General features: G+C 65.1%; 24 protein-coding genes. 8 read left to right on the top strand and 16 right to left on the bottom strand.

Features of this window, described 5'->3' with window-relative positions; genetic code table 11:
- The first annotated feature begins 87 nt into the window (after positions 1-87).
- The 3 genes from ABIF91_RS32235 (at position 88) to ABIF91_RS32225 (ending at position 3079) form a co-directional block, all read left to right on the top strand.
- Complete coding sequence (locus ABIF91_RS32235) at positions 88-1113, top strand: aldo/keto reductase (RefSeq protein ID WP_284282655.1); 1026 nt, start codon at positions 88-90, stop codon at positions 1111-1113.
- Between the two features lie 115 nt (positions 1114-1228).
- Positions 1229-1567: a c-type cytochrome gene (locus ABIF91_RS32230; RefSeq protein ID WP_028177890.1), complete on the top strand. Its 339-nt coding sequence runs from the start codon at positions 1229-1231 to the stop codon at positions 1565-1567.
- Between the two features lie 90 nt (positions 1568-1657).
- Positions 1658-3079 (top strand): MFS transporter, encoded by a 1422-nt coding sequence (locus ABIF91_RS32225; RefSeq protein ID WP_051393891.1) that lies wholly within the window; start codon positions 1658-1660, stop codon positions 3077-3079.
- 100 nt (positions 3080-3179) lie between these two features.
- On the opposite strand, the gene clpA is transcribed toward ABIF91_RS32225, so the two are convergent.
- Positions 3180-5588, bottom strand: coding sequence for an ATP-dependent Clp protease ATP-binding subunit ClpA (clpA, locus tag ABIF91_RS32220; RefSeq protein WP_028177891.1), 2409 nt, complete (start codon positions 5586-5588; stop codon positions 3180-3182).
- A gap of 288 nt (positions 5589-5876) precedes the next feature.
- Positions 5877-6209 carry an ATP-dependent Clp protease adapter ClpS gene (gene clpS / locus ABIF91_RS32215; protein ID WP_028135886.1) on the bottom strand — a complete coding sequence of 111 codons (333 nt, stop codon included), beginning with the start codon at positions 6207-6209 and terminating at the stop codon, positions 5877-5879.
- A 579-nt stretch (positions 6210-6788) separates the two neighbouring features.
- Between clpS and ABIF91_RS32210 the strand changes: the two genes are divergently transcribed.
- Entirely contained in the window at positions 6789-7109 is a 321-nt protein-coding gene (locus ABIF91_RS32210) for a hypothetical protein (protein WP_028177892.1), read from the top strand.
- Between the two features lie 22 nt (positions 7110-7131).
- Here ABIF91_RS32210 and ABIF91_RS32205 read toward each other — a convergent pair whose 3' ends face one another.
- On the bottom strand, positions 7132-7470 hold the full coding sequence (locus ABIF91_RS32205) for a phasin family protein (RefSeq protein ID WP_011087913.1): 339 nt from the start codon (positions 7468-7470) through the stop codon (positions 7132-7134).
- A gap of 388 nt (positions 7471-7858) precedes the next feature.
- Here ABIF91_RS32205 and ABIF91_RS32200 point away from each other — a divergent pair, with 388 nt between their 5' ends.
- On the top strand, positions 7859-9703 hold the full coding sequence (locus tag ABIF91_RS32200) for a D-alanyl-D-alanine carboxypeptidase (protein ID WP_028177893.1): 1845 nt from the start codon (positions 7859-7861) through the stop codon (positions 9701-9703).
- 229 nt (positions 9704-9932) lie between these two features.
- On the opposite strand, the gene ABIF91_RS32195 is transcribed toward ABIF91_RS32200, so the two are convergent.
- The 5 genes from ABIF91_RS32195 to ABIF91_RS32175 all read right to left on the bottom strand — a co-directional run bounded on the left by ABIF91_RS32195 (position 9933) and on the right by ABIF91_RS32175 (position 13935).
- Positions 9933-10658 (bottom strand): DnaJ domain-containing protein, encoded by a 726-nt coding sequence (locus tag ABIF91_RS32195; RefSeq protein WP_028177894.1) that lies wholly within the window; start codon positions 10656-10658, stop codon positions 9933-9935.
- Positions 10659-10731: 73 nt separating this feature from the next.
- Positions 10732-11481 carry a VWA domain-containing protein gene (locus ABIF91_RS32190; RefSeq protein ID WP_424579597.1) on the bottom strand — a complete coding sequence of 250 codons (750 nt, stop codon included), beginning with the start codon at positions 11479-11481 and terminating at the stop codon, positions 10732-10734.
- Positions 11482-11615: 134 nt separating this feature from the next.
- A complete protein-coding gene (locus tag ABIF91_RS32185; protein ID WP_028177896.1) occupies positions 11616-12476 on the bottom strand; it encodes an alpha/beta fold hydrolase in 861 nt (286 codons plus the stop codon).
- A 343-nt stretch (positions 12477-12819) separates the two neighbouring features.
- A complete protein-coding gene (locus ABIF91_RS32180; protein WP_424579596.1) occupies positions 12820-13725 on the bottom strand; it encodes a division plane positioning ATPase MipZ in 906 nt (301 codons plus the stop codon).
- Between the two features lie 72 nt (positions 13726-13797).
- The gene (locus ABIF91_RS32175) at positions 13798-13935 is read right to left on the bottom strand and encodes a hypothetical protein (RefSeq protein WP_424579595.1); all 138 of its coding nucleotides are present in this window, start codon (positions 13933-13935) and stop codon (positions 13798-13800) included.
- 75 nt (positions 13936-14010) lie between these two features.
- Between ABIF91_RS32175 and panC the strand changes: the two genes are divergently transcribed.
- Positions 14011-14862 carry a pantoate--beta-alanine ligase gene (gene panC, locus ABIF91_RS32170; protein WP_028177898.1) on the top strand — a complete coding sequence of 284 codons (852 nt, stop codon included), beginning with the start codon at positions 14011-14013 and terminating at the stop codon, positions 14860-14862.
- Here the strand turns inward: panC and ABIF91_RS32165 are convergent.
- From ABIF91_RS32165 to ABIF91_RS32150, 4 genes are all read right to left on the bottom strand, one after another.
- Complete coding sequence (locus ABIF91_RS32165; RefSeq protein WP_028177899.1) at positions 14859-15299, bottom strand: DUF1489 family protein; 441 nt, start codon at positions 15297-15299, stop codon at positions 14859-14861. The two genes, panC and ABIF91_RS32165, sit on opposite strands and share 4 nt — an antisense overlap.
- A 42-nt stretch (positions 15300-15341) precedes the next feature.
- The gene (locus ABIF91_RS32160; protein ID WP_028177900.1) at positions 15342-16325 is read right to left on the bottom strand and encodes a hypothetical protein; all 984 of its coding nucleotides are present in this window, start codon (positions 16323-16325) and stop codon (positions 15342-15344) included.
- 153 nt (positions 16326-16478) lie between these two features.
- Positions 16479-16682: a hypothetical protein gene (locus ABIF91_RS32155; RefSeq protein ID WP_085966667.1), complete on the bottom strand. Its 204-nt coding sequence runs from the start codon at positions 16680-16682 to the stop codon at positions 16479-16481.
- 303 nt (positions 16683-16985) lie between these two features.
- The gene (locus ABIF91_RS32150) at positions 16986-17648 is read right to left on the bottom strand and encodes a glutathione S-transferase family protein (protein ID WP_424579837.1); all 663 of its coding nucleotides are present in this window, start codon (positions 17646-17648) and stop codon (positions 16986-16988) included.
- A gap of 135 nt (positions 17649-17783) precedes the next feature.
- Between ABIF91_RS32150 and ABIF91_RS32145 the strand changes: the two genes are divergently transcribed.
- Positions 17784-18500, top strand: a complete 717-nt coding sequence (locus ABIF91_RS32145; protein WP_028177903.1) for a DUF599 domain-containing protein — start codon at positions 17784-17786, stop codon at positions 18498-18500.
- A 287-nt stretch (positions 18501-18787) separates the two neighbouring features.
- On the opposite strand, the gene ABIF91_RS32140 is transcribed toward ABIF91_RS32145, so the two are convergent.
- The 4 genes from ABIF91_RS32140 to mgtE all read right to left on the bottom strand — a co-directional run bounded on the left by ABIF91_RS32140 (position 18788) and on the right by mgtE (position 22669).
- Positions 18788-19705: a hypothetical protein gene (locus tag ABIF91_RS32140; RefSeq protein WP_028177904.1), complete on the bottom strand. Its 918-nt coding sequence runs from the start codon at positions 19703-19705 to the stop codon at positions 18788-18790.
- A 49-nt stretch (positions 19706-19754) separates the two neighbouring features.
- Positions 19755-20573, bottom strand: coding sequence for an aldo/keto reductase (locus tag ABIF91_RS32135; protein ID WP_028177905.1), 819 nt, complete (start codon positions 20571-20573; stop codon positions 19755-19757).
- Positions 20574-20694: 121 nt separating this feature from the next.
- Complete coding sequence (locus ABIF91_RS32130) at positions 20695-20997, bottom strand: helix-turn-helix domain-containing protein (protein WP_028177906.1); 303 nt, start codon at positions 20995-20997, stop codon at positions 20695-20697.
- Between the two features lie 250 nt (positions 20998-21247).
- Positions 21248-22669 carry a magnesium transporter gene (gene mgtE / locus ABIF91_RS32125; protein ID WP_028177907.1) on the bottom strand — a complete coding sequence of 474 codons (1422 nt, stop codon included), beginning with the start codon at positions 22667-22669 and terminating at the stop codon, positions 21248-21250.
- Positions 22670-22752: 83 nt separating this feature from the next.
- Here mgtE and ABIF91_RS32120 point away from each other — a divergent pair, with 83 nt between their 5' ends.
- Complete coding sequence (locus ABIF91_RS32120; RefSeq protein WP_155251819.1) at positions 22753-23559, top strand: polysaccharide deacetylase family protein; 807 nt, start codon at positions 22753-22755, stop codon at positions 23557-23559.
- The last annotated feature ends 47 nt before the right edge of the window (positions 23560-23606 follow it).

Here is a 23606-nt window from a genome sequence, read left to right as displayed (position 1 = left end):
CGCGTGATAGGACGCAGCGCCTGCTTGCATTACCATCGGCCCGTAAGGCCGCATCGATCAACCGGCGGCCAGCCGAGGAGCACATCGATGGAATACCGACGCTTGGGCAGTTCAGGCCTCATGGTGCCCGCCCTCAGTCTTGGCACCGGCACCTTCGGCGGTGTCGGCCGCCTTGCGGCTTGGGGCACGACTGACGCGACCGAAGCGCGGCGCCTTCTGGACATCTGCCTCGAAGCCGGCGTGTCGATGTTCGACACCGCGAATGTCTATTCTCTCGGCGAATCCGAGCGGGTGCTCGGCGAAGCGATCAAGGGCCGCCGCGACAAGGTTCTGATTTCGACCAAGGCGACCTTCCGCTTCGGCGAGGGTCCCAACGATATCGGCTCGTCGCGGCAGCATCTGCTCGCGGCCGTCGACGGTTCGTTGAGCCGGCTCGGCACCGACTACATCGACCTGTTCCAGCTGCACGGCTTCGACGCCTTCACCCCGCCTGAAGAGCTGCTCGCAACACTCGACGTGCTCGTGCGTGCCGGCAAGATCCGCTACGTCGGCGTCTCGAATTTCTCGGGCTGGCACCTGATGAAATCGCTCGCCGTCGCCGACAAGCACGGCTTTCCGCGCTACGTCGCCAACCAGACCTACTATTCGCTGATCGGGCGCGATTACGAATGGGAGTTGATGCCGCTCGGGCTCGACCAGGGGTTAGGTGCCGTGGTCTGGTCGCCGCTCGGGTGGGGGCGCCTCACCGGAAAGATCCGCCGTGGTCAGCCGAGGCCGGAAGTCAGCCGACTGCCCAAGACGGCCGACTTCGGACCGCCTGTTCCGGACGAGCATGTCTACCGTGTCGTCGAAGCCATCGACGAAATCGCCAAGGAGACGGGCAAGAGCGTCTCGCAGATCGCGCTCAACTGGCTGCTCCAGCGTCCGACTGTCTCGACGCTGATCATCGGCGCGCGCAACGAGACCCAGCTGCGCGAAAATCTCGGTGCGGTCGGCTGGTCCTTGACCAAGGATCAGGTCGCAAAGCTCGATGCCGCGAGCAATGTAACGCTGCCCTATCCCTATTGGCACCAGCGCGTGACCTTCACCGAGCGGAATCCGCCGGCGGTGTAGGACATTTGAGCTGCATCAAGCCCGCCTGCGTCGGCCGTGACACGCTGCGGCACTCGCGATGCTGCCGCGCCGGTTTGCCATGAAGGCCCTGCGCTGGGAATGATGGACATGAGCGATGAATAGGATCGCGCCAGCGCTGCTGGCCGTTGGCGTTCTGTGGAGCACGGCAAGTCAAGCCCTGGATCTCGAACAGCGGCGCGCCGAAGCACTGCTGCAACGGATGTGCGCGCAGTGCCACGCGGTCGGCAGGACGGGCAAGAGCCGGAACGAACTGGCACCGCCCTTCCGGAACCTCGGCGAGAACAAACTCTACGATCCCGACTTCGTGCAGCGCCTCCAGGACGGCTACAGCAGCATCCACCGCTCGATGCCAACGCCTCGATTCGGCCGAGACGATGCCGAGGCCGTGGTAAGCTACCTCAGGGCGATTCAGGAGCCACGGAAGCCGAAATAGGACTGGAATCGTCCAGGCTTTGGCTGGAACCATCCCGGGTCGGACCAGGTTGCGGACCAGCAACCGCGTCTCGAGCAAGCACGCTTCACGATGTCATCGACCACCATCGAGCACGCCGACGGCCTGCCGCAGCCACAGCGCAACCATGCGGTGCTGACGATTGCGCTCGGCATCATCATGGCGGTGGTCGACAGCGCCATCGCCAACGTCGCGCTGCCGACGATCGCGGCCGACCTCGATGCAAGCCCGGCCTTCTCGATCTGGATCGTCAACGGCTACCAGCTCGCGATCACGATCTCACTGCTGCCACTGGCTTCGCTCGGCGAGATCGTCGGCTATCGCCGCGTCTATCTGGTCGGACTGGTGCTGTTCACGCTGGCCTCCGCATTGTGCGCGCTGGCGCACACGCTGCCGCTGCTGACGGCCGCGCGCATCCTCCAGGGCTTTGGCGCGGCCGGCATCATGAGCGTCAACGCGGCGCTGGTGCGCTTCACCTATCCGCGCAGCCAGCTCGGCCGCGGCATCGGCCTCAACGCGCTCGTGGTCGCCTTCTCGGCTGCGGTCGGACCGACGCTCGCCGCCGGCATCCTGGCCGTCGGAAGCTGGCCCTGGCTGTTCGCCATCAACGTGCCCCTCGGTGCGGTGACATTGCTGATCGGCCTGCGCAGCCTGCCGCACACCAAGCCAGCGAGCCGTTCCTTCGACTGGCAGAGCGCGGGCCTGTCCGCAATCACGTTCGGTGTCGGCATCGCCGCCGTCGACAGCGTCGGTCATGGCGAGGCTGCCATCACCTGCCTCGCACAATTCGCCATCGCCATCGTCGCCGGCGTGCTGCTGATCTATCGTGAGACCCACATGAGCTCGCCGCTCTTGCCGGTCGATCTGTTGCGCATTCCGGTGTTCGCGCTGTCGATAGCGACCTCGATCGCATCGTTCTGCGGGCAGATGCTGGCCTTCGTCGCGATCCCCTTCTATCTCCAGAGCCGCTTCGGCTATTCGGCCGTGCATATGGGCCTCTTGATCACGCCCTGGCCGATCGCGGTGGCGTTCGCGGCCCCCCTCGCCGGTCGCCTCGTCGAACATTATCCGGCCGGCCTGCTCGGCGGCATCGGGCTCACGCTGTTCGCCTGCGGTCTCGCCGCGCTGGCCTTCCTGCCCGCAAGCCCGACCCCGCTTGACGTGATCTGGCGCATGGCGCTGGCCGGTGCCGGCTTCGGCCTGTTCCAGACCCCTAACAACCGCACCATGATCGCGGCCGCCCCGCGCGAGCGCGCCGGCGGCGCAAGCGGGATGCTGGGCACGGCGCGCCTGCTCGGCCAGACCACGGGGGCGGCGCTGGTGGCGCTGCTGCTCGGACGGTACCCGGTTGAGGGTACCAGGCTGGCGCTGCTCGCAGGCGTCGGGTTCGCTCTCTGCGGCGCGGTGCTGAGCATGCTGCGGCTGTCTCCCGTGGGCGCGCGCGGCGCCGAGCACGTTCGCGTCCAGGACGATCAGCGCCTGCGGGGAGACTAAAAGGAGCCAGGCCCAGGTTCCCGCGGCCCTCGACGCCGACATCGGCGCCAACAAAAAGGCCGGCTTTGCAGCCGGCCTTTTCGATTTCATCGCGTGCAGATCAAGCCTTGACCAGCGGGCCCTTGGAAGTCGGCCCCTTCGAGCCGCCGGGACCGCCCGGCTTGGACTTGCCCGGCGGGCGCTTGCGAGCACCCGGGAGCTTCTCCTGCTTCGGCGTGACCGGACCTTCGACGAACTCGAAGCCGATCTTGTCCTTGGTCTCGTCGGCCTCGTCCTTCACCAGGATGACGCGGACGTGGCCGCCACCCTTCAGCTTGCCGAACAGCACCTCGTCGGCCAGCGGCTTCTTGATGTGCTCCTGGATCACGCGGGCCATCGGCCGCGCGCCCATCTGCTCGTCGTAGCCGTGCTGGACCAGCCAGGTCTTGGCCGGCTCGGACAGCTCGATGGTGACGTCGCGGTCGCCGAGCTGCGCTTCGAGCTGAAGCACGAACTTCTCGACCACGGTGCCGATCACCTCGACGCTGAGATGACCGAACGAGACGATGGCATCGAGACGGTTGCGGAATTCCGGCGCGAACTGCCGGTTGATCGCCTCGTGGTCGTCGCCTTCCCGCTTCGAACGTGTGAAGCCGAACGCCTGCTTGGCGAGATCGGAAGCACCCGCGTTCGTGGTCATGATCAGGATCACGTTGCGGAAATTGACCTGCTTGCCGTTGTGGTCGGTGAGCCGGCCGTGATCCATGATCTGCAGCAGCACGTTGTAGAGATCGGGATGCGCCTTCTCGATCTCGTCGAGCAGCACCACGCAATGCGGATGCTGGTCGACGCCATCGGTCAAGAGGCCGCCCTGGTCGAAGCCGACATAGCCGGGAGGCGCGCCGATCAGGCGCGACACGGTGTGCCGCTCCATGTATTCGGACATGTCGAAGCGCAACAGCTCGACGCCGAGGCTTGCCGCGAGCTGCTTTGCGACCTCGGTCTTGCCGACGCCGGTGGGCCCTGAGAACAAATAGCAGCCGATCGGCTTCTCCGGCTCACGCAAACCGGCGCGCGCCAGCTTGATCGATGCCGCAAGCGACTCGATCGCCCTGTCCTGACCGAACACCGTGCGCTTCAGCGTCGTTTCGAGATGCTTGAGCACCTCGGCGTCGTCCTTCGACACGCTCTTCGGCGGGATCCGCGCCATCGAGGCGATCGTGGTCTCGATCTCCTTGATGCCGATGGTCTTCTTGCGCTTGTTCTCGGCGACCAGCATCTGCGCCGCACCGGACTCGTCGATCACGTCGATCGCCTTGTCCGGCAGCTTGCGGTCGTGGATGTAGCGCGAGGAGAGCTGAACGGCGGCCTCGATCGCCTCGTTGGTGTACTTCAGCCGATGGTAGTCCTCGAAATACGGCTTGAGGCCCTTGAGGATCGCGATCGCGTCCTCGACGGTCGGCTCGTTGATGTCGATCTTCTGGAAGCGCCGCACCAGCGCGCGGTCCTTCTCGAAGTGCTGGCGATATTCCTTGTAGGTGGTCGAGCCCATGCAGCGGATGGTGCCCGACGCCAGCGCCGGCTTGAGCAGGTTCGAAGCATCCATCGCCCCACCCGACGTGGCGCCCGCACCGATGACGGTGTGGATCTCGTCGATGAACAGGATGGCGTTGGGATGCGCCTCGAGCTCCTTCAGCACCTGCTTCAGGCGCTCCTCGAAGTCGCCGCGATAGCGCGTGCCGGCAAGCAGCGTGCCCATGTCCAGCGAGAACACGGTCGCGGCCGCCAACACCTCCGGCACCTCGCTGTCGACGATGCGCTTGGCAAGTCCCTCCGCAATCGCGGTCTTGCCGACGCCGGCCTCGCCCACGAACAGCGGGTTGTTCTTCTGCCGCCGGCACAGCACCTGGATCGCACGGTTGATCTCGGAATTGCGTCCGATCACCGGATCGATCTTGCCGTCCCGTGCCTTCTTGTTGAGGTTGACGCAATAGGTCTCGAGCGCCTCGCCCTTCTTCTTGGCGTCCTCGTTGCCCTTGGTCTCGGTCTCCTCGTCGACGCCGCGCACGGGGCGCGCCTCGGAGACACCCGGACGCTTGGCAATGCCGTGGCTGATATAGTTGACCGCGTCATAGCGCGTCATGTCCTGCTCCTGCAGGAAATACGCGGCATGACTCTCGCGCTCGGCAAAGATCGCGATCAGCACGTTGGCGCCGGTCACCTCTTCGCGACCGGAGGATTGAACGTGGATCACCGCGCGCTGGATCACGCGCTGGAAACCGGCGGTCGGCTTGGCGTCGTCGGCGCCATCCGTCACCAGGTTCTCGAATTCGGTCTCAAGGTAGTTGACGAGGCTCGTGCGGAGCTTGTCGAGATCGACGCTGCAGGCGCGCATGACGGCGGCTGCATCGGAGTCGTCGATCAGTGAGAGCAAAAGATGCTCGAGCGTCGCGTATTGGTGATGACGCTCGTTTGCGATCGCCAGCGCACGATGCAGGGATTGTTCAAGGCTTTGGGAAAAAGTCGGCATTCGCGTCCTCTATGGCCCCCACCATCATGATCGTCCTCGCCCGGTCAGGCAACAACAACCTTTGTCACATATAGTTATACAAGACCGCGGCGAAAGACCGGTTCCGCGACTCGGCGGCGACACACCTGCGGTATTTTCAATGCAAAACCCGTTCCGATTTGGGCGGGATCGGCGCCGGCGCGGAATTCGGTAGTTTTGCCGGCAGCAACGGGACTCGCGCGCCGCCGTGACTGCAACAATCACGCCGCGACTTGCACAAGAGCCGGCTTCAAACGCGCCGCAAGGCGTTTACTTCTTTTCCATCACGCATTGCAGCGGATGCTGGTGCTTGCGGGCAAAATCCATCACCTGCGTCACCTTGGTCTCGGCGATCTCATAGGTGAACACGCCGCACTCGCCGATGCCGTGATGATGGACGTGCAGCATGATCTTGGTCGCCGCTTCGACGTCCTTGTTGAAGAACTTCTCCAGCACGTGGACGACGAACTCCATCGGCGTGTAGTCGTCGTTCAGGATCAGCACGCGATACAGGTTCGGCCGTTTGGTCTTGGGCTTGACCTTGGTGATGACCGAAGTGTTCGGACCCGAGGGGCTGCCCGAACGGTTCTCGTCATTGCTCATGCGAGGAGCGTCGGCGGCGGCTGGCGCGAACAGGTCGATACTGGAAGTCAATTGCGGCATGGCACAGGCGTTCAAATTCCCCACGGAAGCGCATGGCGGTCACCGCGCGGCTCCGCCCTTCGGAGCCTGGCGCAGGCGCGCCGCCTTGTTGGATCGCCGCTCCCGACACATCCGGCTCGAGCCGGACCGTTCGTCAGCAATATGGGCCTGCCCACGGCTGGCCGCAAGCATGCGGAGATCGGGCCGATGCGGCGGTGGCAGTCCCGATTCCCGGTCCGGGCGATCCTCGTCAGGTTAATCAATCCGGACCGATTTGACAAAAATTTCCGCCCGGCATGTTTAGAACATGTTGACCAGGAACCCGGCCGATAACCAGCCTGCGACGGTTTTTCGCGGATGGCTCCGGGCTTCTACGGTCCAAATTACCTGCCGTTCAATGGCGTGCCGCGAAATCGGGCAGAACACAGATTTCGTGGACCGCCAAATCTCGCCTGCCCTCCTCAGCCGCCCTAGTCGACAGTTCGTCGGCTTTTGCAGCGGCCGAGCAAGGCAATATCGCCATGATCTCCGCCATCGCTGGTGCCCCTGCTGAGTTTCATCGGTGCCGCGATAAACCATCTCCGCGCAGTGCAGGCACGTACTGCGCTGCAGGTCGCGCTCGATTCGATCATCCCGTTCTCGAAGGACGTCAACGTCGGCACCACCAACGTCAGTGCCTCGATCAATTGGACCGAATGGGAGGCCGAGCCTCCGAATTCTCGCGCACAACAAATCCAGCGCTCTCAGACATCGGTCGCGTTCAAGAACATCTTGACGCAGATTTCCAAGCTGCGGGTCGCGAAGTCATTCTCATCCGCATCCACAAACGAAAAGCCCGGCCAAATCTGGCCGGGCTTTTGATTCCAGGAGCGTGTTGAGCGGGTCAGTTCGCGGCCGGGGTGAACTTCGACACGATGGTCTCGACCGGCTTGAACGCCTGCTTGGCGAGATCGCTATAGAGGCCGGCGATCTTCTGCGATTCCGCAACGAAGGTCTCGTAGGCGGAACGGGCAAAATCGGTCTGCGCTTCCATCGCCTTGTCCAGCGACTTCACACCGGACAGCTTCTCGACGAAGGACTTGGTGTCTTCGAACGACTTCTTGGTGTAGTCGCCATAGGCACTGGCGATCGCCTGGAGGCCGTGCTGCACCGAGGTCGCGGAAGCAACGCACTGCTCGAACTGCTCTTTCCCGTAGCTCTGAAAGTCTTCAACCTTGAACATGTCGGAATCCTTTTCCCTGGCTCGCGTCGGGAAGCCCGGGCTCCCTGACTTCGCCCAAAAATAGTGCAACGCACAAAAATGTCAAGAATCTTGTGCGTCGCACAAAAAATCAACGCAAATCGCGGAGATTCCCGGGGTTTCCCGCAAGGGTTCCTTAAGCTTTTGGAAACCGCGGCGCCCTACCCTGATTCCCTGGACGTGTTCACTTCCGCAGGCGGCCAAAGCCGTTTGAGAACATCACCTTAGCCAGAACAGCGGCTCCGGGTCCAACGTCCCCCGCGGCAAACACCAGCGGAGGGACAGCCTGAGCAGGTAATGATCCCGGGCCCATTGGGCACAATTTCGCCCCACGGGCCGGTGATCAAGTCAGAAACGGGGACGGGGTTCCATGCTTCGTAACAACTTGTCTTCCTCGCGCTTGGCGCGGGTTGGCGTTTTGGGGCTTCTTACGGTCACCATCGCGGTCATCATCACCACCGATGCAGCGGAGGCGCGGCGCCATCGCCGCCACCAGGTGCATCACCGCGTCCAGCGCGATGTGTCCGAGAGCTCGAGCCCGAAATTCGCGTCCATCATCGTCGACGGCAATTCCGGCGCGGTGCTCCAGGCAACAAGCCCTGACGGGATCCACCATCCGGCATCGCTGACCAAGATCATGACGCTCTATCTGCTGTTCGAGCGCCTCGAATCCGGCAAGATGAAGCTCGACACCGAAATGCCGGTGTCCCAGCACGCCGCCAATCAGGATCCGACCAAGCTGAACTTGCGTGCCGGCCAGACCATTCGCGTCGAGGACGCGATCAAGGGCCTCGTCACCCGCTCGGCCAACGACGCTGCCGTCGTGATCGCGGAAGCGATCGCCGGCGACGAGGACGACTTCGCCCAGATGATGACGCGCAAGGCGCGCTCGCTCGGCATGTCCAGAACGGTCTACCGCAACGCCAACGGCCTTCCCAACGACGAGCAGGTCACCACCGCGCGCGACCAGGCGACGCTCGGTCGCGCCATCCAGGAGCGCTTCCCGCGCTACTATCGCTATTTCGCGACCTCGACCTTCAATTGGCGCGGACAGTCGATCCGCAACCACAACCACCTGCTCGGCAGCGTCGAGGGCGTAGACGGCATCAAGACCGGCTACACCCGCGCCTCCGGCTTCAACCTCGTCACCTCGATCCGCCGCGGCAATCGCCACCTGATCGGCGTGGTGCTGGGCGGCCGCAGCGGCGGCTCGCGCGACGCCATCATGCGCAGCCTGCTCGCGGAGAATCTCGACAAGGGCGCGACTGTCCACACGGTCGCCGCGGTCACGGAGCGCAACGGCGCCGAAGCCAATACCGACGTCGCCGATGCCTCGGATGCTCCGGCACGCTCCGCGCCGCAGGTTCAGGCCACCGCCCCTGCTCCTGAAGCCGCCCCGTCGCGTCTCGCCTCGCGGCTGTCGACGCTGGCCGCTGCGGCTGCCGCGATGCCGCCCGCTCACGCCAGATCTGAAGCCAGCAAGCCTGAAGTTCGGCCGACCGAATCCAAGGTCGAGCCTGCGCCGCTCACCAATGGCGTGATTTCGAGCCAGCCGCTCTCCATTATCCCTGGCTCGTCCGAGCCGATGAAGCCGGTTCGGGTCAAGACGGTTCAGGTCAAGGCCGGCGCCGTGAAGGTCGCCTCCGCCGCCCCGACCCAGGTCGCCCCGCCGGTCACCAGCACCATCCCGCCCCGTTCCGACGTCGCGGAAACCTCCGGCGCCGTCGTCGCCCGGGCGGATCTCATCAACAAGCCCGAGGCGGTCAGCCAGCCGGAAGCACCGAAGGCTGAGATTGCCCGGACCGAACTGCCGCGGCAGCCGGCGGGCTTCGGCACCGGCAACGGCATTCTCGGTGTGTTGCCGGCCGCAACCGCCGCTGCGCCCGCCCCCGCTGGTCCGAAGCTCGCGTCCGCCGACCCGGCGCCGCAGCCGATCCAGATGAGCACCGCCAAGCCGGCCGTCACTCACAGCGGTTGGATCGTCCAGGTCGGCGCGCTTGAAAGCGAGAACGAAGCCCAGCAGCGCATCGACGCTGCCCGCAGCTCCGCCCGCGGCCTCCTCAGCAAGGCCGATCCGTTTACCGAGCCGGTTGTGGCCAAGGACAATCGCAAACTCTACCGCGCCCGCTTCGCCGGGCTCGAGCGCGATCAGGCGGAAGCCGTCTGCCGCACGTTGAAGCGCGCCGAGATCTCCTGCATCACCGTTCGCAACTGATCTCCTTCCCCGTTTCAGACCAAATGCCCGCGCCATGCGCGGGCATTTTCGTTTGGGGATGAGGTGATGCCAGGGCCATTCGCGACAAGGCCGTTCCACGACAACCTCTCGTCAAGGATTTACGGTTAAAACTTTACCCAAGGGATCGACCACGCCAACAAGGGCGGGCGACGGCAGACAGAGCAAACGGAGTTCACGCGGTACGGGCGTTTGTAGCGTGGTGCCGGAGTCAGCCGTTATGCGTGCGAAGCAGAGTATCCTTGGCCTCGTTTACCCGGGCAGCGAGATACGTCGAGCCCCCTTGGTCGGGATGGAGTTTCTTCATCAGGGCTTTGTGCGCCCGGCTGATGTCGTCGCGCCCCGCTCCCGGCTGCAAGCCAAGGATCTGATAGGCCTCCTCCGCGGTCATTTTGCTGCTCGCCGCCGTGCGGCGCTGCCGCCCTGCCGCATCGCCCTGCGCGTTCTGACGCCAAGCGGGAAACCGGCGGTCCAGATAGCTTTCAAGTAAGGCCACGCTCTCGGCGTCGAACGTCGGGACCATCGCCAGCAGGCTGGCGAGATCGAAGTCGCCGAGATTGCGCCCGGCGTGAGGTCCGGCGACGATCTGGCCTGTAAGCTGCCCGGAATCGTGGTCGAGCCGCATGTCAAGGAATTGCGAGCGCACGCGCGAAACCTGCCCTTGCGCCGGCGCCGCACCACCACCGAACAGCCCGCCGATATTGCCGAAGCCGGCATTCGCCAGTGGCGTCCAGCCGAGCAGCCCCGCGCCGAAGATTCCAAGCGGGATCGCAACCGCCAGCTCGCCCCGCAAACCCGTGAAGGCCGCGACCGCCAGCGCCAGCACGCCGCCCCCAAACTTGATGGTGCGCGCCAGCGCCGCCGGATTGGCCGCGCGGAACATCTGAAGGAGCAGGTAAAGCGTGATAACGGCGACAGCGCCGGCAATCAGGGTCATGACCGGAATATAGGCGCCCTTGCGGCAAAATGCATCGCATCCACCGCCGCCGCGAGCCACGTCAGCCCGATCGCTACTTCATCTGGCCGATCAGAAGCGCCGCGCCGCTCGCGGTCTTCGCCAGTTTCAGCAACGCTTCGCGTCCGCCGGCTGCATAGGCCGCAGCTGCCCGCAACAGCTCGCGCAGCTGTGCCGCCGCGCCGGGATCGAACCGGCACCAGGCGCCACCGGTCAGGCGCGCGATCTGGCGGAAGGCCTGCTCCGCGACGGCGTCACGGCCTTCCTGAAACACGAACACGGGCACCTTGAGCATGCCTAGCTCGCCGGCCTTGGCGTAGAGCTCGTCGACCTTTTCTTCCATGGCATCACCGACGAAGACCACGGCCCGCACGCCGGACGCCACCGCTTCGCGCCGGGCCTCGCTCAGCACCTTGCCGATCTGGGTATCGCCGCCGCGGCAATCGATCGTGCTCATCAGCGCCGCCAGCTTGGCGCTGTCGGAGATCCAGCCCGTGGCACGGCACTCGTTGAAGCCGCGATAGTAGACCAGCCGGATGTCGAGACTGCCGAGCGCTGCGGTCTCGCGAAACATGTCGGCCTGGAGCGCGCAGGCCAGGTCCCAGGTCGGCTGCCGGCTCATCGTTGCATCCAGCGCGAAGATCAGTCGCCCCTTCGCGCCCGGCGAATGCGGTGAAAGTGCCCGCGCCCTGGCGACGAAGGCGGCGATGTCTTCCGAGGTTGAGGTCGCCGCTTGCGGCAGCGCGCCGTCTGCTTGCGCCGAGACGGCATCGCGACCGCGCGGTTTGATGGGTTCGCCCGACATCGCTGCTTGCACCTTGCGTCAGCGACTAATGTGGTCAGCGCATGCGGCCCGGTCAATGTGCAAAGCCTCCGCGGGAAGGCCGGCGGAGGCTTTGACGTTCGGTGCAGTCGAGCGGTGACGTCAGCTCTTGTAGGTCAACTTTTGGCGGGTGCCATCAGAGCGACCGGACCAGGCTCGAGGATCTTGGGCGGGGACGATTGCGTGTCGACCGGCGCCACTTCGCTGTCGGTCGTGCTCAGGAACTTGTCGAGCATGCTCTGGATCGAGTTCTTCGCCACATCCGGACCGGTGTCGCGCATGTCGTTATGCTGGAATTCGGTCTTCACGACCTGGATGCCCGCCTTCTCGCATTCCTCGTCGGTCGGAAGCACGCCTGCATCGGTCTTGAATTGCGGATCCTGGGAGCGGAACGACAGGATCTTGAACTTGCCGGCGGTGACGAAGGGCACGCGCAGATTGTCGAGGGTGACAACCTTCTTGACCTCATCCGGATACTGCTTGGCGAAGTACATCGTGATGTCGCCGCCCATGGAGTGGCCGACCATCGTCACCTTGTCGTAGTCGGCATTGGGCTGAACCTTCTTCATCTCGTGCATGGCGAGATGAATGTTGGCGACGCCGCGCAGGATCTGCGGCAGGCGGCCCACATAGAGCTCGCCGGGCTTGGTCACCATCGGAGGATCGGTCGGCAGGTCATGCTGCGGGCTCAAGACCATGTAGCCGCGCGCAGCGAAGATGTTGGCGAGGAAGCCGTACTCGGTGTTCTTGACGGTGTTGCCGTGATTGATCACGGCGACCGGCAGCGTGATCATGCCGGCGTTGGCCTGCATTTCCTTGTCGCGGCGCACCGCGACGTAGACGGGCACCGGACGATTGTCGCGCGAGGCGTCGTAGAAGGTGATGGTCTCGTGCTTGATGGCCCACTTGCTCGCCGTGAAATAGGCGATGCCGCAGAGGGCACTGACCGAAACCAGAACGGCAATTCCACGCTTCATTTTCGTCCTCAGCCTCAGGCTTAGTGGCCTGAATCCCTGTTGAAAATCGTGTTCTTCCGGAACTCTTTGGCCCCTTGTCGCCTATTCCCTAATATATGTCACAGCAGCGTGACAGGAAGGCTAAATAATGTGAAATCGCAGCCCTTCCATTGTGCGACGCACACGTTTTCTGTGCACCCCATTCTCATACCACTACGTCAGGTGAAGCTCGCCATCCGACGCAACCGTCCCTGATTGGGTCTAATTTCGCAGTCAACACGGAGTGAAAACGCGTCGAGCGCAGCCACGGTTCCCGCAGGAACCGGCTGCCTGGATCGGTGGAGAGTAGCAATTTACCGCCGCCTCAGACGCCCAGGATGTCGTGGACCTCGAGCGGCTTGTCGACCTGGTTGAACCACTCGGCCCGGTTGGCCGCGCGGCGCCGATTGCGCTCGTCGAGCGGCAGCTTGAGCTGGCGGAGCAGGCTCGTCACCTCCTCCCGCGCGGTGAGATGGCCAAGATTGGGCCGCATGCCGAGCGTGGCCTCGTCGATCTCGTCGAGGGCGGTCAGACCACGCGGAAAGAATTCGCGGTAGACGACGCGTTCGGCGAAGCCGTCGACGTAGCGGAAGCCAAGCCGCAGCGACAAATCCTTCAGGCCCTCGGCGACGAGCTGTTTGTTGCGGGAGCCGAGCATCGACAGGCGGTTGCGCACGACGATCCAGTCGGTGGTTGCGCCATCGAGCTGGCGGCGCTTGCGCCTGACGTCGCGCACCATCTCGGCATAGTGGCTCTCACCCGTCACCGCGTAGTTGGCGGGATCGACGGTACCGAGCACGTCGAAATCCAGGAAGCTGTCGTTGAGCGGCGTCACCAGGGTGTCGGCCATCGAATGGGCGAGCCGCATGAGATAGCTGTCGGTGCCGGGCGTATCGATGACGATGAAGTCGAAGCTGCTCTCGACCGCCGGCTGGAACTCGGAATGCTCGTTCTCGGCGATCTGCATGGTCTCGCCGAGCTTGATGCAGCGATGCACCGGCAGTTCGAGATCGAGCTTGGTGCGGCGGGCCCAGGCGGCGCGGTTGTCGATATAGCGGGTGAAGCTCTGCTGGCGGCAGTCGAGATCAATCGTGGCGACGCGCTGGCCGGCTTTGAGGAGCGCAACGGCGATGTGCAAGGCGGTGGTCGATTTGCCGGAGCCGCCCTTCTCGTTGCCGAGCACGACCACATGCGCCGAGCCCGATCGGCCTTGGCTAGCCTGCACAAGCATAGTGATCCTCAACGCCGCTCGCGAATATCTTCGAGTTGACCGCGTCTGCGGTCAAGTGAAATGCGTGACAGATCATGCAAATCGCAGCGCGCCCTGCTTCATCGTGAATCGCTGCGCCATCTTTCGTCTGTTGATCCGGTCTGCAATGTCGCGACGTCCTGCGCCACCTTGCGCGGGATGCTGTGCCGCATCCGGATGCATGGCGTCCACGATCGCCGCTTGTTAAGGTTAGCCGGTCGGGCACGACGCCCGCACCCGCGCCGATTCCCAATCCGTCGAGTCCTGATGTCAGCAAGCCCATTGATCGCCCGCACGGTCCCCGCCCTGCGACGCGCCGTCGACAATCTCCGCAAGCGAAAAGCCACGATCGCGCTGGTCCCGACCATGGGGGCCCTCCATGACGGACATGTGTCCCTGGTTCGCCTCGCCAAGCGACGCGCCAGCCGCGTCGTGGTGTCGATCTTCGTCAACCCGACTCAGTTTGCCCCGACCGAGGATTTTGGCGCCTATCCGCGCACCTGGAAGGCCGACATCGCCAAGCTCGCGGCCGAGGACGTCGATATCGTCTGGCACCCGGGCGTCGAGGCCATGTATCCGGAGGGCTTTGCCACCCGCATCGTGCCGGAAGGACCGGCGCTGGCCGGCCTCGAGGACCGCTTCCGCCCGCACTTCTTCGGCGGCGTCGCCACCGTCGTCGGCAAGCTGTTCACGCAGTGCCGGCCGGACTTTGCGATCTTCGGCGAAAAGGATTTTCAGCAATTGCGGGTGGTGACGCAGATGGCGCGCGACCTCGACCTCGGCGTCAAGGTCCTCGGCTCCCGCACCGTGCGCGAGCGCGACGGGCTCGCGATGTCCTCGCGCAACGTCTACCTCTCGCCCGAGGAGCGCCAGACCGCCACTGTCCTCTACCGGGCCATGAAGGAGAGCGCCGGGCGCATCCGGGCCGGCGATGCGATCGCACCGGCGATGGCGGGCGGCGCCGAAATGATCAAGGCGGCCGGCCTGGTGCTCGACTATTACGAGGTCCGCCATGCCGAGACGCTGGCGCCAGTCACCTCGCGCAAGGACGGGCCCCTGCGGATCCTGGTCGCAGCCAAGCTCGGCACCACCCGGCTGATCGACAATATCGCGGTTTAGAGCAGCCCGAGATCACGCAGCTCGCGCCGCATCGGCTCCGGCATCGCCGCGATCGAGCCGGCCGCGGACTTGCCGAGATCGGCCGGAACGGAATCGTCGGTGAGATAACGCCAGCCCTGGAACGGGCGCATCGGCCGCGGCGAGACGGAGATCACTTTCGGCTGCATCACGATCCGGCAGCGCCCGATACCGTCCTTGTCGCGGAACGGCTCGATGCCGATGATCTTCTCCCGCGCGGCGATCTCGCCCTTGATCACCCAATAGAGCGAACCGCCGGCGAGGATTTCGGCGTCGCGCTTGGGCACCATGCGGGTGATATGGATGTGACATTGCGGCAGACCCTTCTTCCTGGCGGTCTGCATCCGTTCGGCCACCCACTCCTTCAATTCCTTGACGGAGTCGCAGCCGACGGCGAGCTTGATCAGATGGAGTGGCATGCCCAAGCATTAGCCGGGCAGCCACGAATTGGAAATGCCGATCTACTCGTTATCCGCAGCTGCCGGAGCCGGCGCCGAGGCCGGTGGCGCGAGAGGAACCGGGGCGGCAGCCGGCGCACGCGCGGCTTTCGGCGCCGGCGGTTTCTTGGCGGCGGGTGCCGCAGCCTGCGCCGAGGTTGCGGCCGGCGCGCGCGGCGCTGGCGGCGCCGCGTTGGCTGCAGGCGCGGCCTGGCGCGATGTCGTGGACGGCTCCGCACTCATGATGCTCACCGGCGGCGTCGACGCAGCGCTCGGGAACTCCGCATTGGTCGGCTTGCCCGTCGGCATCGACGGCGGCAGCCCGGCAAGCGCGGCGGTGGCCGGCATCGCCGGCGCCGTTGCGGGCGTATTCCAGGTCGGCGCGTAGCGCGCGACCAGCGTGTCGTAGAGATGGGAGCCCATGTTGGCGGCGACCAGTTGCTGGTCGGTCAGCGAGCGGAACGCGGCGCAATCGAACTGCGTGCAACCGTCGCGCACGATCAGCACATGCGCGACAAGGCCGTAGCGATCACGCTCAAGCGACTTGCGCAGCACCTTCATCTCGAGTGTCAGGCTCCTCTCGGCCGTGGCGGCGTCGCCGAGCGCGGTCAGCCGGTCGATCCTGGCGGCCGTGTAGGACACGGCGGCAGCTGCGGCATCAGGCGCGCCGAACAGCGCCTTCTCGCAGCCAGCGGCGACGGCATCGCCGGCGAGATCGTCGAGACAGGACAGTGCCGGCAGGCTCGCGGCAACCGCGGCCTGTGCCCGCGCTTCGGCCGGGGCCGCCTGTCCGTCCGGTCCATAGGCACGCACGGTGGCTGCCCCCGCGATCACGATGGATAGCAGCGTAATGACGGTCAGCGCACCGTTGGCGACCGATCTGTCGGCGCGGTGCAGCGTGATCAGGAGGATCAATCCGAAGAATCCGGCGGCCACCAGCGTCATCCACATCGGGAAGGCCGGCGAGTGCCAGATTTGGTCGAACGAAGTGGCCCATGCCCAGTTCATGCGCGACGTCCCCTCACGCGAGCAAAGAGCGAATGGTCAAGCGAGCACCGCGAGCCGGCAACTGCCCCGGCCCACCTTGTGAGGGTGAAGCTGACCTTTTGACGGCGCAGGACACAAATCCCTGATGGCACCAATGCGCGGGTGGGTCAGCCTTCAGGATAGCGCGAGCTGGCTTTCCTTGGCGACGCGCTCGAAGGCTTCGGTCGAGCTCTTGATCCGGTACTGGCAGTCGTCGCCGTCGGTCGGCAGCAGACGGATGACTTCGTACGAGCCGCTGGCAGCGGGACGCGCGACGTTGCTTGCCGTGAACAGGACGCGCGATCCCACGGGAAATTTGTGCTTCAACACCCTCTCCATTACTCAAACAGCGCCTACCTCGCCCAGTGTCCCACTGCGATGGCCGGCCGGAAACCCGGGCTGCTATATAGCACGCGACTCGCCGTTTTGGCCAGCGCCATGGCAGCATGGCAAGCACTCAAATTTTTCAGTCATTTCAGAATGATAACGGGACAAATGGCGGGCCGATGATACCAGCGGAGCTGCTCGTTCCGCCGGCATGTCGCAGGCCGGTGTCGCACCCCCCGATCCACCGCTCCTCGCTCGTTGCCGGCCTGAGGCCGCCGGCCGGCGGGCGGTCGGCCGCCCCCGTCAAGCCTGCGGTCAGGCGTCCTCGAACTTCGCGATGACGAGCGTTTCGGCAAGCCCGTCGCGCGTCCATTCCTGGAATGCCGGCAGTGCCATCATCGTCTCTATGTAGGCCTTGGTGTCCGGCGCCACCTCGATCGCGTAGGTGCGAAAGCGGTGCACGACCGGGGCATACATGGCGTCCGCCGCGCCGAAGCGGCCGAACAGGAACGGTCCGTTCGCGCCATAGCGGGTGCGGCACTCGCGCCAGATCGCCTCGATGCGCGCGATGTTGGCCTTGGCGTCCGCCGACAGCGCCACGGGGCGGATCGGCCGATGCAGGTTCATGCCGCATTCGTTGCGCAAGGCCATGAAGCCGGAATGCATCTCCGCGCACACAGAGCGGGCATGCGCACGCGCAGCGACATCGTCGGGCCACAGCTTCACTTCCGGATAGCGCTCGGCGACGTACTCGATGATGGCAAGCGAATCCCACACCGTGATGTCGCCGTCGATCAGCACCGGCACCTTGCCGGCGCGGCTGAAGGAGAGGATCTGCTCCTTGTCGGCGGGATTATCGGTGTACAGCGGGATGAGCGTCTCCACGAACGGAATATCGTTGGCGCGGAGCGCGAGCCAGGGCCGCATCGACCATGACGAGTAGTTCTTGTTGCCGATCGCGAGTTTCAGCGCAGCCATGTCACCAGTCCTTCTCGATACGCCTTGAAGTGAGCTGCTTTTAGCGCCATCGCCTGCCGCCAATCAATCGTTGCTGCGCCCCGTCATGCGTGGCAATCGTTGCGGTCCTTGCCAAGAGACGGACATGAGACAGACATGAGCAGGCATTGGGTCGACATCGCCGCCGTCGGCTTCTTCATCATCGAATGGCTGGTCTATGCCCTGACGCTGGAGCACTCGGCCTACGACCGCGACAGCCTGTCGGCGCGCATGAACCGCTATCGCGAGGTCTGGGTGCGCCGCATGCTCGACCGCGAGACGCGCATGGTCGACATGCAGATCATGGCCTCGCTCCAGAGCGGCACCGCCTTCTTCGCCTCCACCAGCCTGTTCGCGCTCGGCGGCGCGCTGGCGCTGCTGCACGCCACCAATGATGCGATCACGATTCTGAGCAAGCTGCCAATCGACCTCAGCACCTCACCCGCGATGTGGGAGCTGAAATGCGTCGGCCTCGTGCTGATCTGCGTCTACGCCTTCTTCAAGTTCGCCTGGGCCTATCGCCTGTTCAACTACGTCGCGATCCTGTTTGGCGGCATGCCGCCGGCCGACCGGCGCGACACGCCGGAGGCCGAAGCCCATGTCATTCGCACTTCCCGCCTGTTCGAATCCGCCGGCCGCCATTTCAACCGCGGCCAGCGCGCGTTCTTCTTCGCGCTCGGCTATCTCGGCTGGTTCGTCAGCCCCTGGGTGCTGTTCGTGACCACGGCCGCCGTCGTGGTCGTTACCTGGCGGCGGCAGTTCGCGTCCAGTGCGTGGGCCGCGATGGCGCCGGAGGTGGTGGATGTTGAGGAGATGCGGAAGCGCGGTCATTGAGGCGCGCGTCCCGGACAAGCTGCAACGCGCAAGCGCAGCGCAGGGACCCGGGGCCACAGTACGATACAGCAACATAGGCCCCGGCTCTGCAGCCGCACCGTCGAAGGGACGCTGCGCTGCGTCCGGGGCACGAGAGTGGAGTTTGGCGCAGGCTCTCTCCTCCTCGTCATTTTGAGGAGCTCTTGCGAGGAAGCAATCCAGACTGTCACCGCGGAGGGATTCTGGTTTGCTTCCGCCTTCGTGCGAGCGGATTGACAAAGGGCGACACAGCAGGATCCGGCTCCACGCTACCCGCCGAAATCCCGCGGGTTGAACGGCAAGTCCAGCACCTTCCATTCCCCGTACTTGTCGGCCGGCAGCATCTTGTAGGGCTGGCAGTTCTGGAGCGCGCTCATTGCGGACTTGACGATAGCCACGCCCTTCGCGGACGGCGGAGCTTCGAGCAGGATCGGCTCGCGTGCCAGCGTGCCGTCGGTGGCAAACACCGTGCGCAGCTTGACCTGGACGTTGTCGGTCGGCGCGACCCCCGCCGGCAGCTTGGCGCAGCTTCTCAGGTGGCGGCGAAGCGCGGCGATGACCTCGGGTGGAAGCTTCGCGGCGAGCGAATCCTTGGCGTCGCCGCCATCGTCCTTGGGGACATCTTTCAGCAGCTCCGTCGGCAGTTCAGGCGGAAGGCCCAGCATGACGCCGTATTTGACGGTGACGTCCGGCTCCGGAGGCAGATAGGCCGGCGGCGGCATGGCCTGCGGCGGCTGCATTGCCTGAGGTGGCGGTTGCGACTGCGACTGCTGAGGCTGAGGCTGCGGTTGCACATTGGCCTCGTGCTGCTTCTGCGGCTGCGAGGATGGCGGCTGGTTCTGCCTTGCCTCGGGCGAGGCCTGCGGGGATGGTGATGGTGCAGCAGCCTCCTGCTTGGCCGCGGGCTTCGGCGCTGCGTCGGCCTTGTCGGTGACATCCAGCTTCGGCAGCTTCAGATCGGGGAGCGGCTCCGGCGGCTTCTCCTTTGCCTCGTCCTTGGACTTCTCCTCGGCCTTGGCCTCTTCCTGCTTCACCTGCTCCGGCGTGACGATGTCAACCATCACGGTCTCGGGCGGCGCGGCGTGGAACGGATGGACTTCGCTGATCAGGATGATCAGGCCCACCAGCGTCAGATGCGCGATCGCCGACGCCGCAATGTCCGTCCGTATGATCTTCCGCAGTTCCATCGACCGATCTTGGGTTGCTGCCGCGGTCCTAGCATAACGGAAGTCCCCCTCAATCCCATTTTGGCGCGAAGCCGAAATCGGTCAGGCGTCCCCTGGGATTGGCCAGCCCGGCGACCCGGCTCAGCTCGTCCTCCGACAGCTCGAAATCGAAGATGTCGATGTTTTCCGACAGACGCTCGACGCGCGAGGTGCGCGGGATCGCAGCGACATTCTGCTGCACCAGCCAGCGCAGGCAGACCTGCGCCGGCGTCTTGCCGTGGGCGCGCCCGATTTCGGCAAGCGTCTGATCGGACTTGATGCGGCCCCTCGCAATCGGACTGTAGGCGACCAGCGCGAGGCCGTGCTGGTCGCAGGCCGCCCTCACCTTCGCCTGGTCGAGATAAGGGTGATATTCGACCTGGTTGCAGACGAGCGGCTCGGCCGACAGCGCGACCGCCTGCTCGATCAGCGCCACCGTGAAATTGGAGACGCCGACGTGGCGGGTCAGTCCCATTTGCCTGGCATGCGACAGCGCGCCCAGCGTCTCCGCCAGCGGCACGTGGGAATTGGGCCAGTGCAGCAGCAACAGATCGACGCAGGGAAGCCGCAACCGGGCGAGGCTCTCCTTGACCGAGCGTTCGAGATCGTTGGGCGCGAAATGGTTGGTCCAGACCTTGGTGGTGAGGAAGACGTCATCGCGGCGCACGCCGGAGGCGCGCAAGCCGTCGCCGACCTCCCGCTCATTGTCGTAGACCTGCGCGGTGTCGATGTGACGATAGCCGAGCCGCAGCGCCTGCTCGACCACGCGCGCGGCAGGCTTGCCGCTCAGCTCCCAGGTCCCGAGCCCGATCGCCGGGATTCTCGCGCCATTGGCCTCGACGAACAGCATGAGGAATCCTCTCTGTTGCGGCAGCCCGAAATGTCACTATGGACCCGGCCGATGATGCTGCCAACGGACGCCGCAACGATCGGGGCGGATATTCAGGTGCAAGACTAACGAGAGATGTGCGTCAGACCTTGGCGAGCGCCTGGAACACGGTATCCGGCGCATGCGCGATCACCGCGAGCAGCGCGCGGGCAGGCCCCCGCGGAGCGCGCTTGCCCTGCTCCCAGTTGCGGATGGTCTCGACGGGGACCCCGAGCTTGGCGGCGAACTCCATCTGGGTCAGGGAGGCGCGGCGCCGCAGATCGCGCACCGCGAGCGGGCCGGTATCGCCCGGCGCGGCATTGGCCGCAGGCTGGACTGGAAATTCCTGCCCATCCCGCAATTCGACGATCCGTCCGTCCGCCTTCAGCCGCAACCGCATGCCCATTCCCCCAAGCACAGCGATGATGCGGCAGGTCGCTTAAGTTCGGATTAAAGATACGAGGTCTCGTGCCCCGGACGCGGCGTAGCGCAGCTTCGCGGTGTGCCGCAGAGCCGGGGTCCATGTCGCAACGGCGTGCCGTGCAGCTTTCTAGGTTCCGGTCCTGCGCAGCAGCGCCATAAGCGCGTTTACGCGCGTCTTCGACGCGCTATTGGCGCCGCAGCGCGCCCGGGACACGAGAGCGCGCGGCAATTTCCTACTTCAGCCCGAACCACAGGGTCGCGATGCCGAGGAAGGAGAAGAAGCCGACCACGTCGGTCACGGTGGTCACGAAGGTGCCCGACGCCACCGCCGGGTCGGCCCGGACCCGATCCAGCGCCATCGGGATCAGGATGCCGCCGAGCGCACCGGCGACGAGGTTGCAGATGATGGCGAGCCCGATGACGATGCCGAGGCCCGGGATCTTGAACCAGGCGACCGCGGCAATGCCCGTGATCACGGCGAAGGCGAGGCCGTTGACGAGACCGACCAGCGTCTCACGCACCACCACGCGCCAGGCGTTGGAGGAGCCGAGCTCGCGGGTGGCGAGCGCTCGCACCGCCACCGTCATGGTCTGGGTCGCGGCATTGCCGCCCTGGCTCGCCACGATCGGCGCCAGCACCGCGAGCGCCACCATCTGTTCCAGCTGGCCCTCGAACAGGCCGAGCACGGAGGACGCCAGAAAGGCGGTGGCGAGATTCACCAGCAGCCAGTTGAAGCGGCCGCGCGCAATCGTCAGGAAGGTGTCCGACAGCTCTTCGTCGCTGGTGACGCCGCCGAGCGCCTTGAGGTCCTCGTCCGCCTCCTCCTCGATGACGTCGACGACGTCGTCGACGGTGATGACGCCGACCAAGCGGTCCTGGGTATCGAGCACGGGCGCGGCGACGAGATTGTACTTGCCGAACATGCGCGCCACCTCTTCCTGGTCTTCCAGGACGGAGACGCGGCGGCGGTCTTCGTCGGTCAGCTCGGTCAGCGCCACCGGGCGGCGCGTGCGCAAGAGCACGTCGAGCGGCACCGCGCCCAACCAGTGCTGGTCCTTGTCGACGACGTAGATCTCGTAAAAGCGGTCGGGCAGATCCGGCGTCTCGCGCATGTAGTCGATCGCCTGGCCCACGGTAAAATCCTGGGGCACGGCGATGAACTCGGTCTGCATCCGGCGGCCGGCGGAGTTCTCCGGATAGAGCAGGCTGCGCTCGAGCGCGACGCGCTCTTTGAGCGGCAGCTTTTCGAGGATCTCCTCCTGCTCGGCCTCGTCCAGGGTTTCCAGGAGCTCGACCGCATCGTCGGATTCGAGCTCGCGGACGCCCTCGGCGACGGTCTCCGGCGGCAGCTCCTCGAGGATCTCCTCGCGGACGGCCTCGTCGACCTCGTTCAGGGCCGAAAAGTCGAAATCGCGCCCCGTCAGCTCGACCAGGCGGACGCGGTCGTCGGGCTCCAGGGCGGCGATCAGATCGCCGAGATCGGCCTCGTGCAGCTCGGCGACGCAGGCACGCAGCGCAGCGCTGTCGCCAGCCTCGATCGCCCGGGCAATTTCTTCGACGAATTCGTGACGAATTTCGCCGTTCTCATTGCGCATCGGCACGTGGTCGAGTACCGAATCCGAGGCGGAGGGGGCAACGTCCATATGTTCATCCATGGCGCGCCTCGCCGGTTGACAGGTTGGAACCAGTGGTCTGAGCTGATGGTTCAGGCAATACCCACAAGGCAACTCTGAGCGCAATGACAAAGATGCTTCGACTGAAATGGACATCGATGACGGCGGGCGCGGTCATCGCTTCTATCATCGGCATCGCCTCGGCCGATGCCGCCGAGTGCCCGCGCAAGGACGCGCTCGGCACCTCGCGCATCCTGAGCGTTGACGCGAAGACGTATCCGCGCGTCGGCCTGAAGAGCTTTCCCCAGACGCTGCCGCTGGCCGATCACGAGGTCGTTCTGACCTTCGACGACGGCCCGTTCCCGCCGACGACGTCGAAGGTGCTGGCAGCGCTGGCGCAGGAGTGCGTGCGCGCGACCTTCTTCCTGATCGGCCAGCACGCCGCCGAGTATCCCGACATGGTCAAGCGCATCGCCCGCGAGGGCCACACCGTCGGCCACCACACCTGGTCGCATCCGTTCATGGCGCATATCCCGTTCGACAAGTCGAAGGCCGACATCGATCGCGGTATCGCTGCCGACGAGATGGCGCTGCACGGCAGCTCGACGACGATACCCTCGACGCCGTTCTTCCGCTTTCCCTATTTCGAGTCGACGCAAGCACAGCTCGACCTGCTCCAGTCGCGCGGCATCGTCGTGTTCGGGGCCGACCTATGGGCCAGCGACTGGGAGGAGATCACGCCGGAGCAGGAATTGAAACTCGTCACCGACCGCCTGGCGGCGAGCGGCAAGGGCATCATCCTCTTCCACGACAACAAGGTGCGCACGGCCGCAATGATGCCGGCCTTTCTGCGGTATCTGAGGGAGAACGGCTATCGGGTGGTCCACGTCGTACCGGCGGGCACGTCACAGAAGAGCGCCGATGCGCACTGATGCCGGAATGTCACGCCAGCGCAAAATGGGGTGATCCTGGCCCAATT

Origin of the sequence: Bradyrhizobium sp. USDA 241, assembly GCF_049739505.1 — a bacterium.
Lineage (GTDB): Bacteria > Pseudomonadota > Alphaproteobacteria > Rhizobiales > Xanthobacteraceae > Bradyrhizobium > Bradyrhizobium liaoningense.
This window is presented reverse-complemented; position numbering and strand designations above follow the sequence as displayed.

Bases quoted from the DNA above. Each gene is read 5' to 3' on its own strand.
- ABIF91_RS32145 (WP_028177903.1), top strand. From the start codon at position 17,784: ATGAGCAGGCATTGGGTCGACATCGCCGCCGTCGGCTTCTTCATCATC.
- ABIF91_RS32235 (WP_284282655.1), top strand. From the start codon at position 88: ATGGAATACCGACGCTTGGGCAGTTCAGGCCTCATGGTGCCCGCCCTC.
- ABIF91_RS32140 (WP_028177904.1), bottom strand. From the start codon at position 19,705: ATGGAACTGCGGAAGATCATACGGACGGACATTGCGGCGTCGGCGATC.
- clpS (WP_028135886.1), bottom strand. From the start codon at position 6,209: ATGAGCAATGACGAGAACCGTTCGGGCAGCCCCTCGGGTCCGAACACT.
- mgtE (WP_028177907.1), bottom strand. From the start codon at position 22,669: ATGGATGAACATATGGACGTTGCCCCCTCCGCCTCGGATTCGGTACTC.
- ABIF91_RS32230 (WP_028177890.1), top strand. From the start codon at position 1,229: ATGAATAGGATCGCGCCAGCGCTGCTGGCCGTTGGCGTTCTGTGGAGC.
- ABIF91_RS32200 (WP_028177893.1), top strand. From the start codon at position 7,859: ATGCTTCGTAACAACTTGTCTTCCTCGCGCTTGGCGCGGGTTGGCGTT.
- ABIF91_RS32180 (WP_424579596.1), bottom strand. From the start codon at position 13,725: ATGCTTGTGCAGGCTAGCCAAGGCCGATCGGGCTCGGCGCATGTGGTC.
- ABIF91_RS32130 (WP_028177906.1), bottom strand. From the start codon at position 20,997: ATGGGCATGCGGTTGCGGCTGAAGGCGGACGGACGGATCGTCGAATTG.
- ABIF91_RS32185 (WP_028177896.1), bottom strand. From the start codon at position 12,476: ATGAAGCGTGGAATTGCCGTTCTGGTTTCGGTCAGTGCCCTCTGCGGC.
- ABIF91_RS32135 (WP_028177905.1), bottom strand. From the start codon at position 20,573: ATGCTGTTCGTCGAGGCCAATGGCGCGAGAATCCCGGCGATCGGGCTC.
- ABIF91_RS32225 (WP_051393891.1), top strand. From the start codon at position 1,658: ATGTCATCGACCACCATCGAGCACGCCGACGGCCTGCCGCAGCCACAG.
- ABIF91_RS32120 (WP_155251819.1), top strand. From the start codon at position 22,753: ATGACAAAGATGCTTCGACTGAAATGGACATCGATGACGGCGGGCGCG.
- ABIF91_RS32190 (WP_424579597.1), bottom strand. From the start codon at position 11,481: ATGTCGGGCGAACCCATCAAACCGCGCGGTCGCGATGCCGTCTCGGCG.
- ABIF91_RS32205 (WP_011087913.1), bottom strand. From the start codon at position 7,470: ATGTTCAAGGTTGAAGACTTTCAGAGCTACGGGAAAGAGCAGTTCGAG.
- clpA (WP_028177891.1), bottom strand. From the start codon at position 5,588: ATGCCGACTTTTTCCCAAAGCCTTGAACAATCCCTGCATCGTGCGCTG.
- ABIF91_RS32160 (WP_028177900.1), bottom strand. From the start codon at position 16,325: ATGAACTGGGCATGGGCCACTTCGTTCGACCAAATCTGGCACTCGCCG.
- ABIF91_RS32165 (WP_028177899.1), bottom strand. From the start codon at position 15,299: ATGCCACTCCATCTGATCAAGCTCGCCGTCGGCTGCGACTCCGTCAAG.
- panC (WP_028177898.1), top strand. From the start codon at position 14,011: ATGTCAGCAAGCCCATTGATCGCCCGCACGGTCCCCGCCCTGCGACGC.
- ABIF91_RS32150 (WP_424579837.1), bottom strand. From the start codon at position 17,648: ATGGCTGCGCTGAAACTCGCGATCGGCAACAAGAACTACTCGTCATGG.
- ABIF91_RS32155 (WP_085966667.1), bottom strand. From the start codon at position 16,682: ATGGAGAGGGTGTTGAAGCACAAATTTCCCGTGGGATCGCGCGTCCTG.
- ABIF91_RS32195 (WP_028177894.1), bottom strand. From the start codon at position 10,658: ATGACCCTGATTGCCGGCGCTGTCGCCGTTATCACGCTTTACCTGCTC.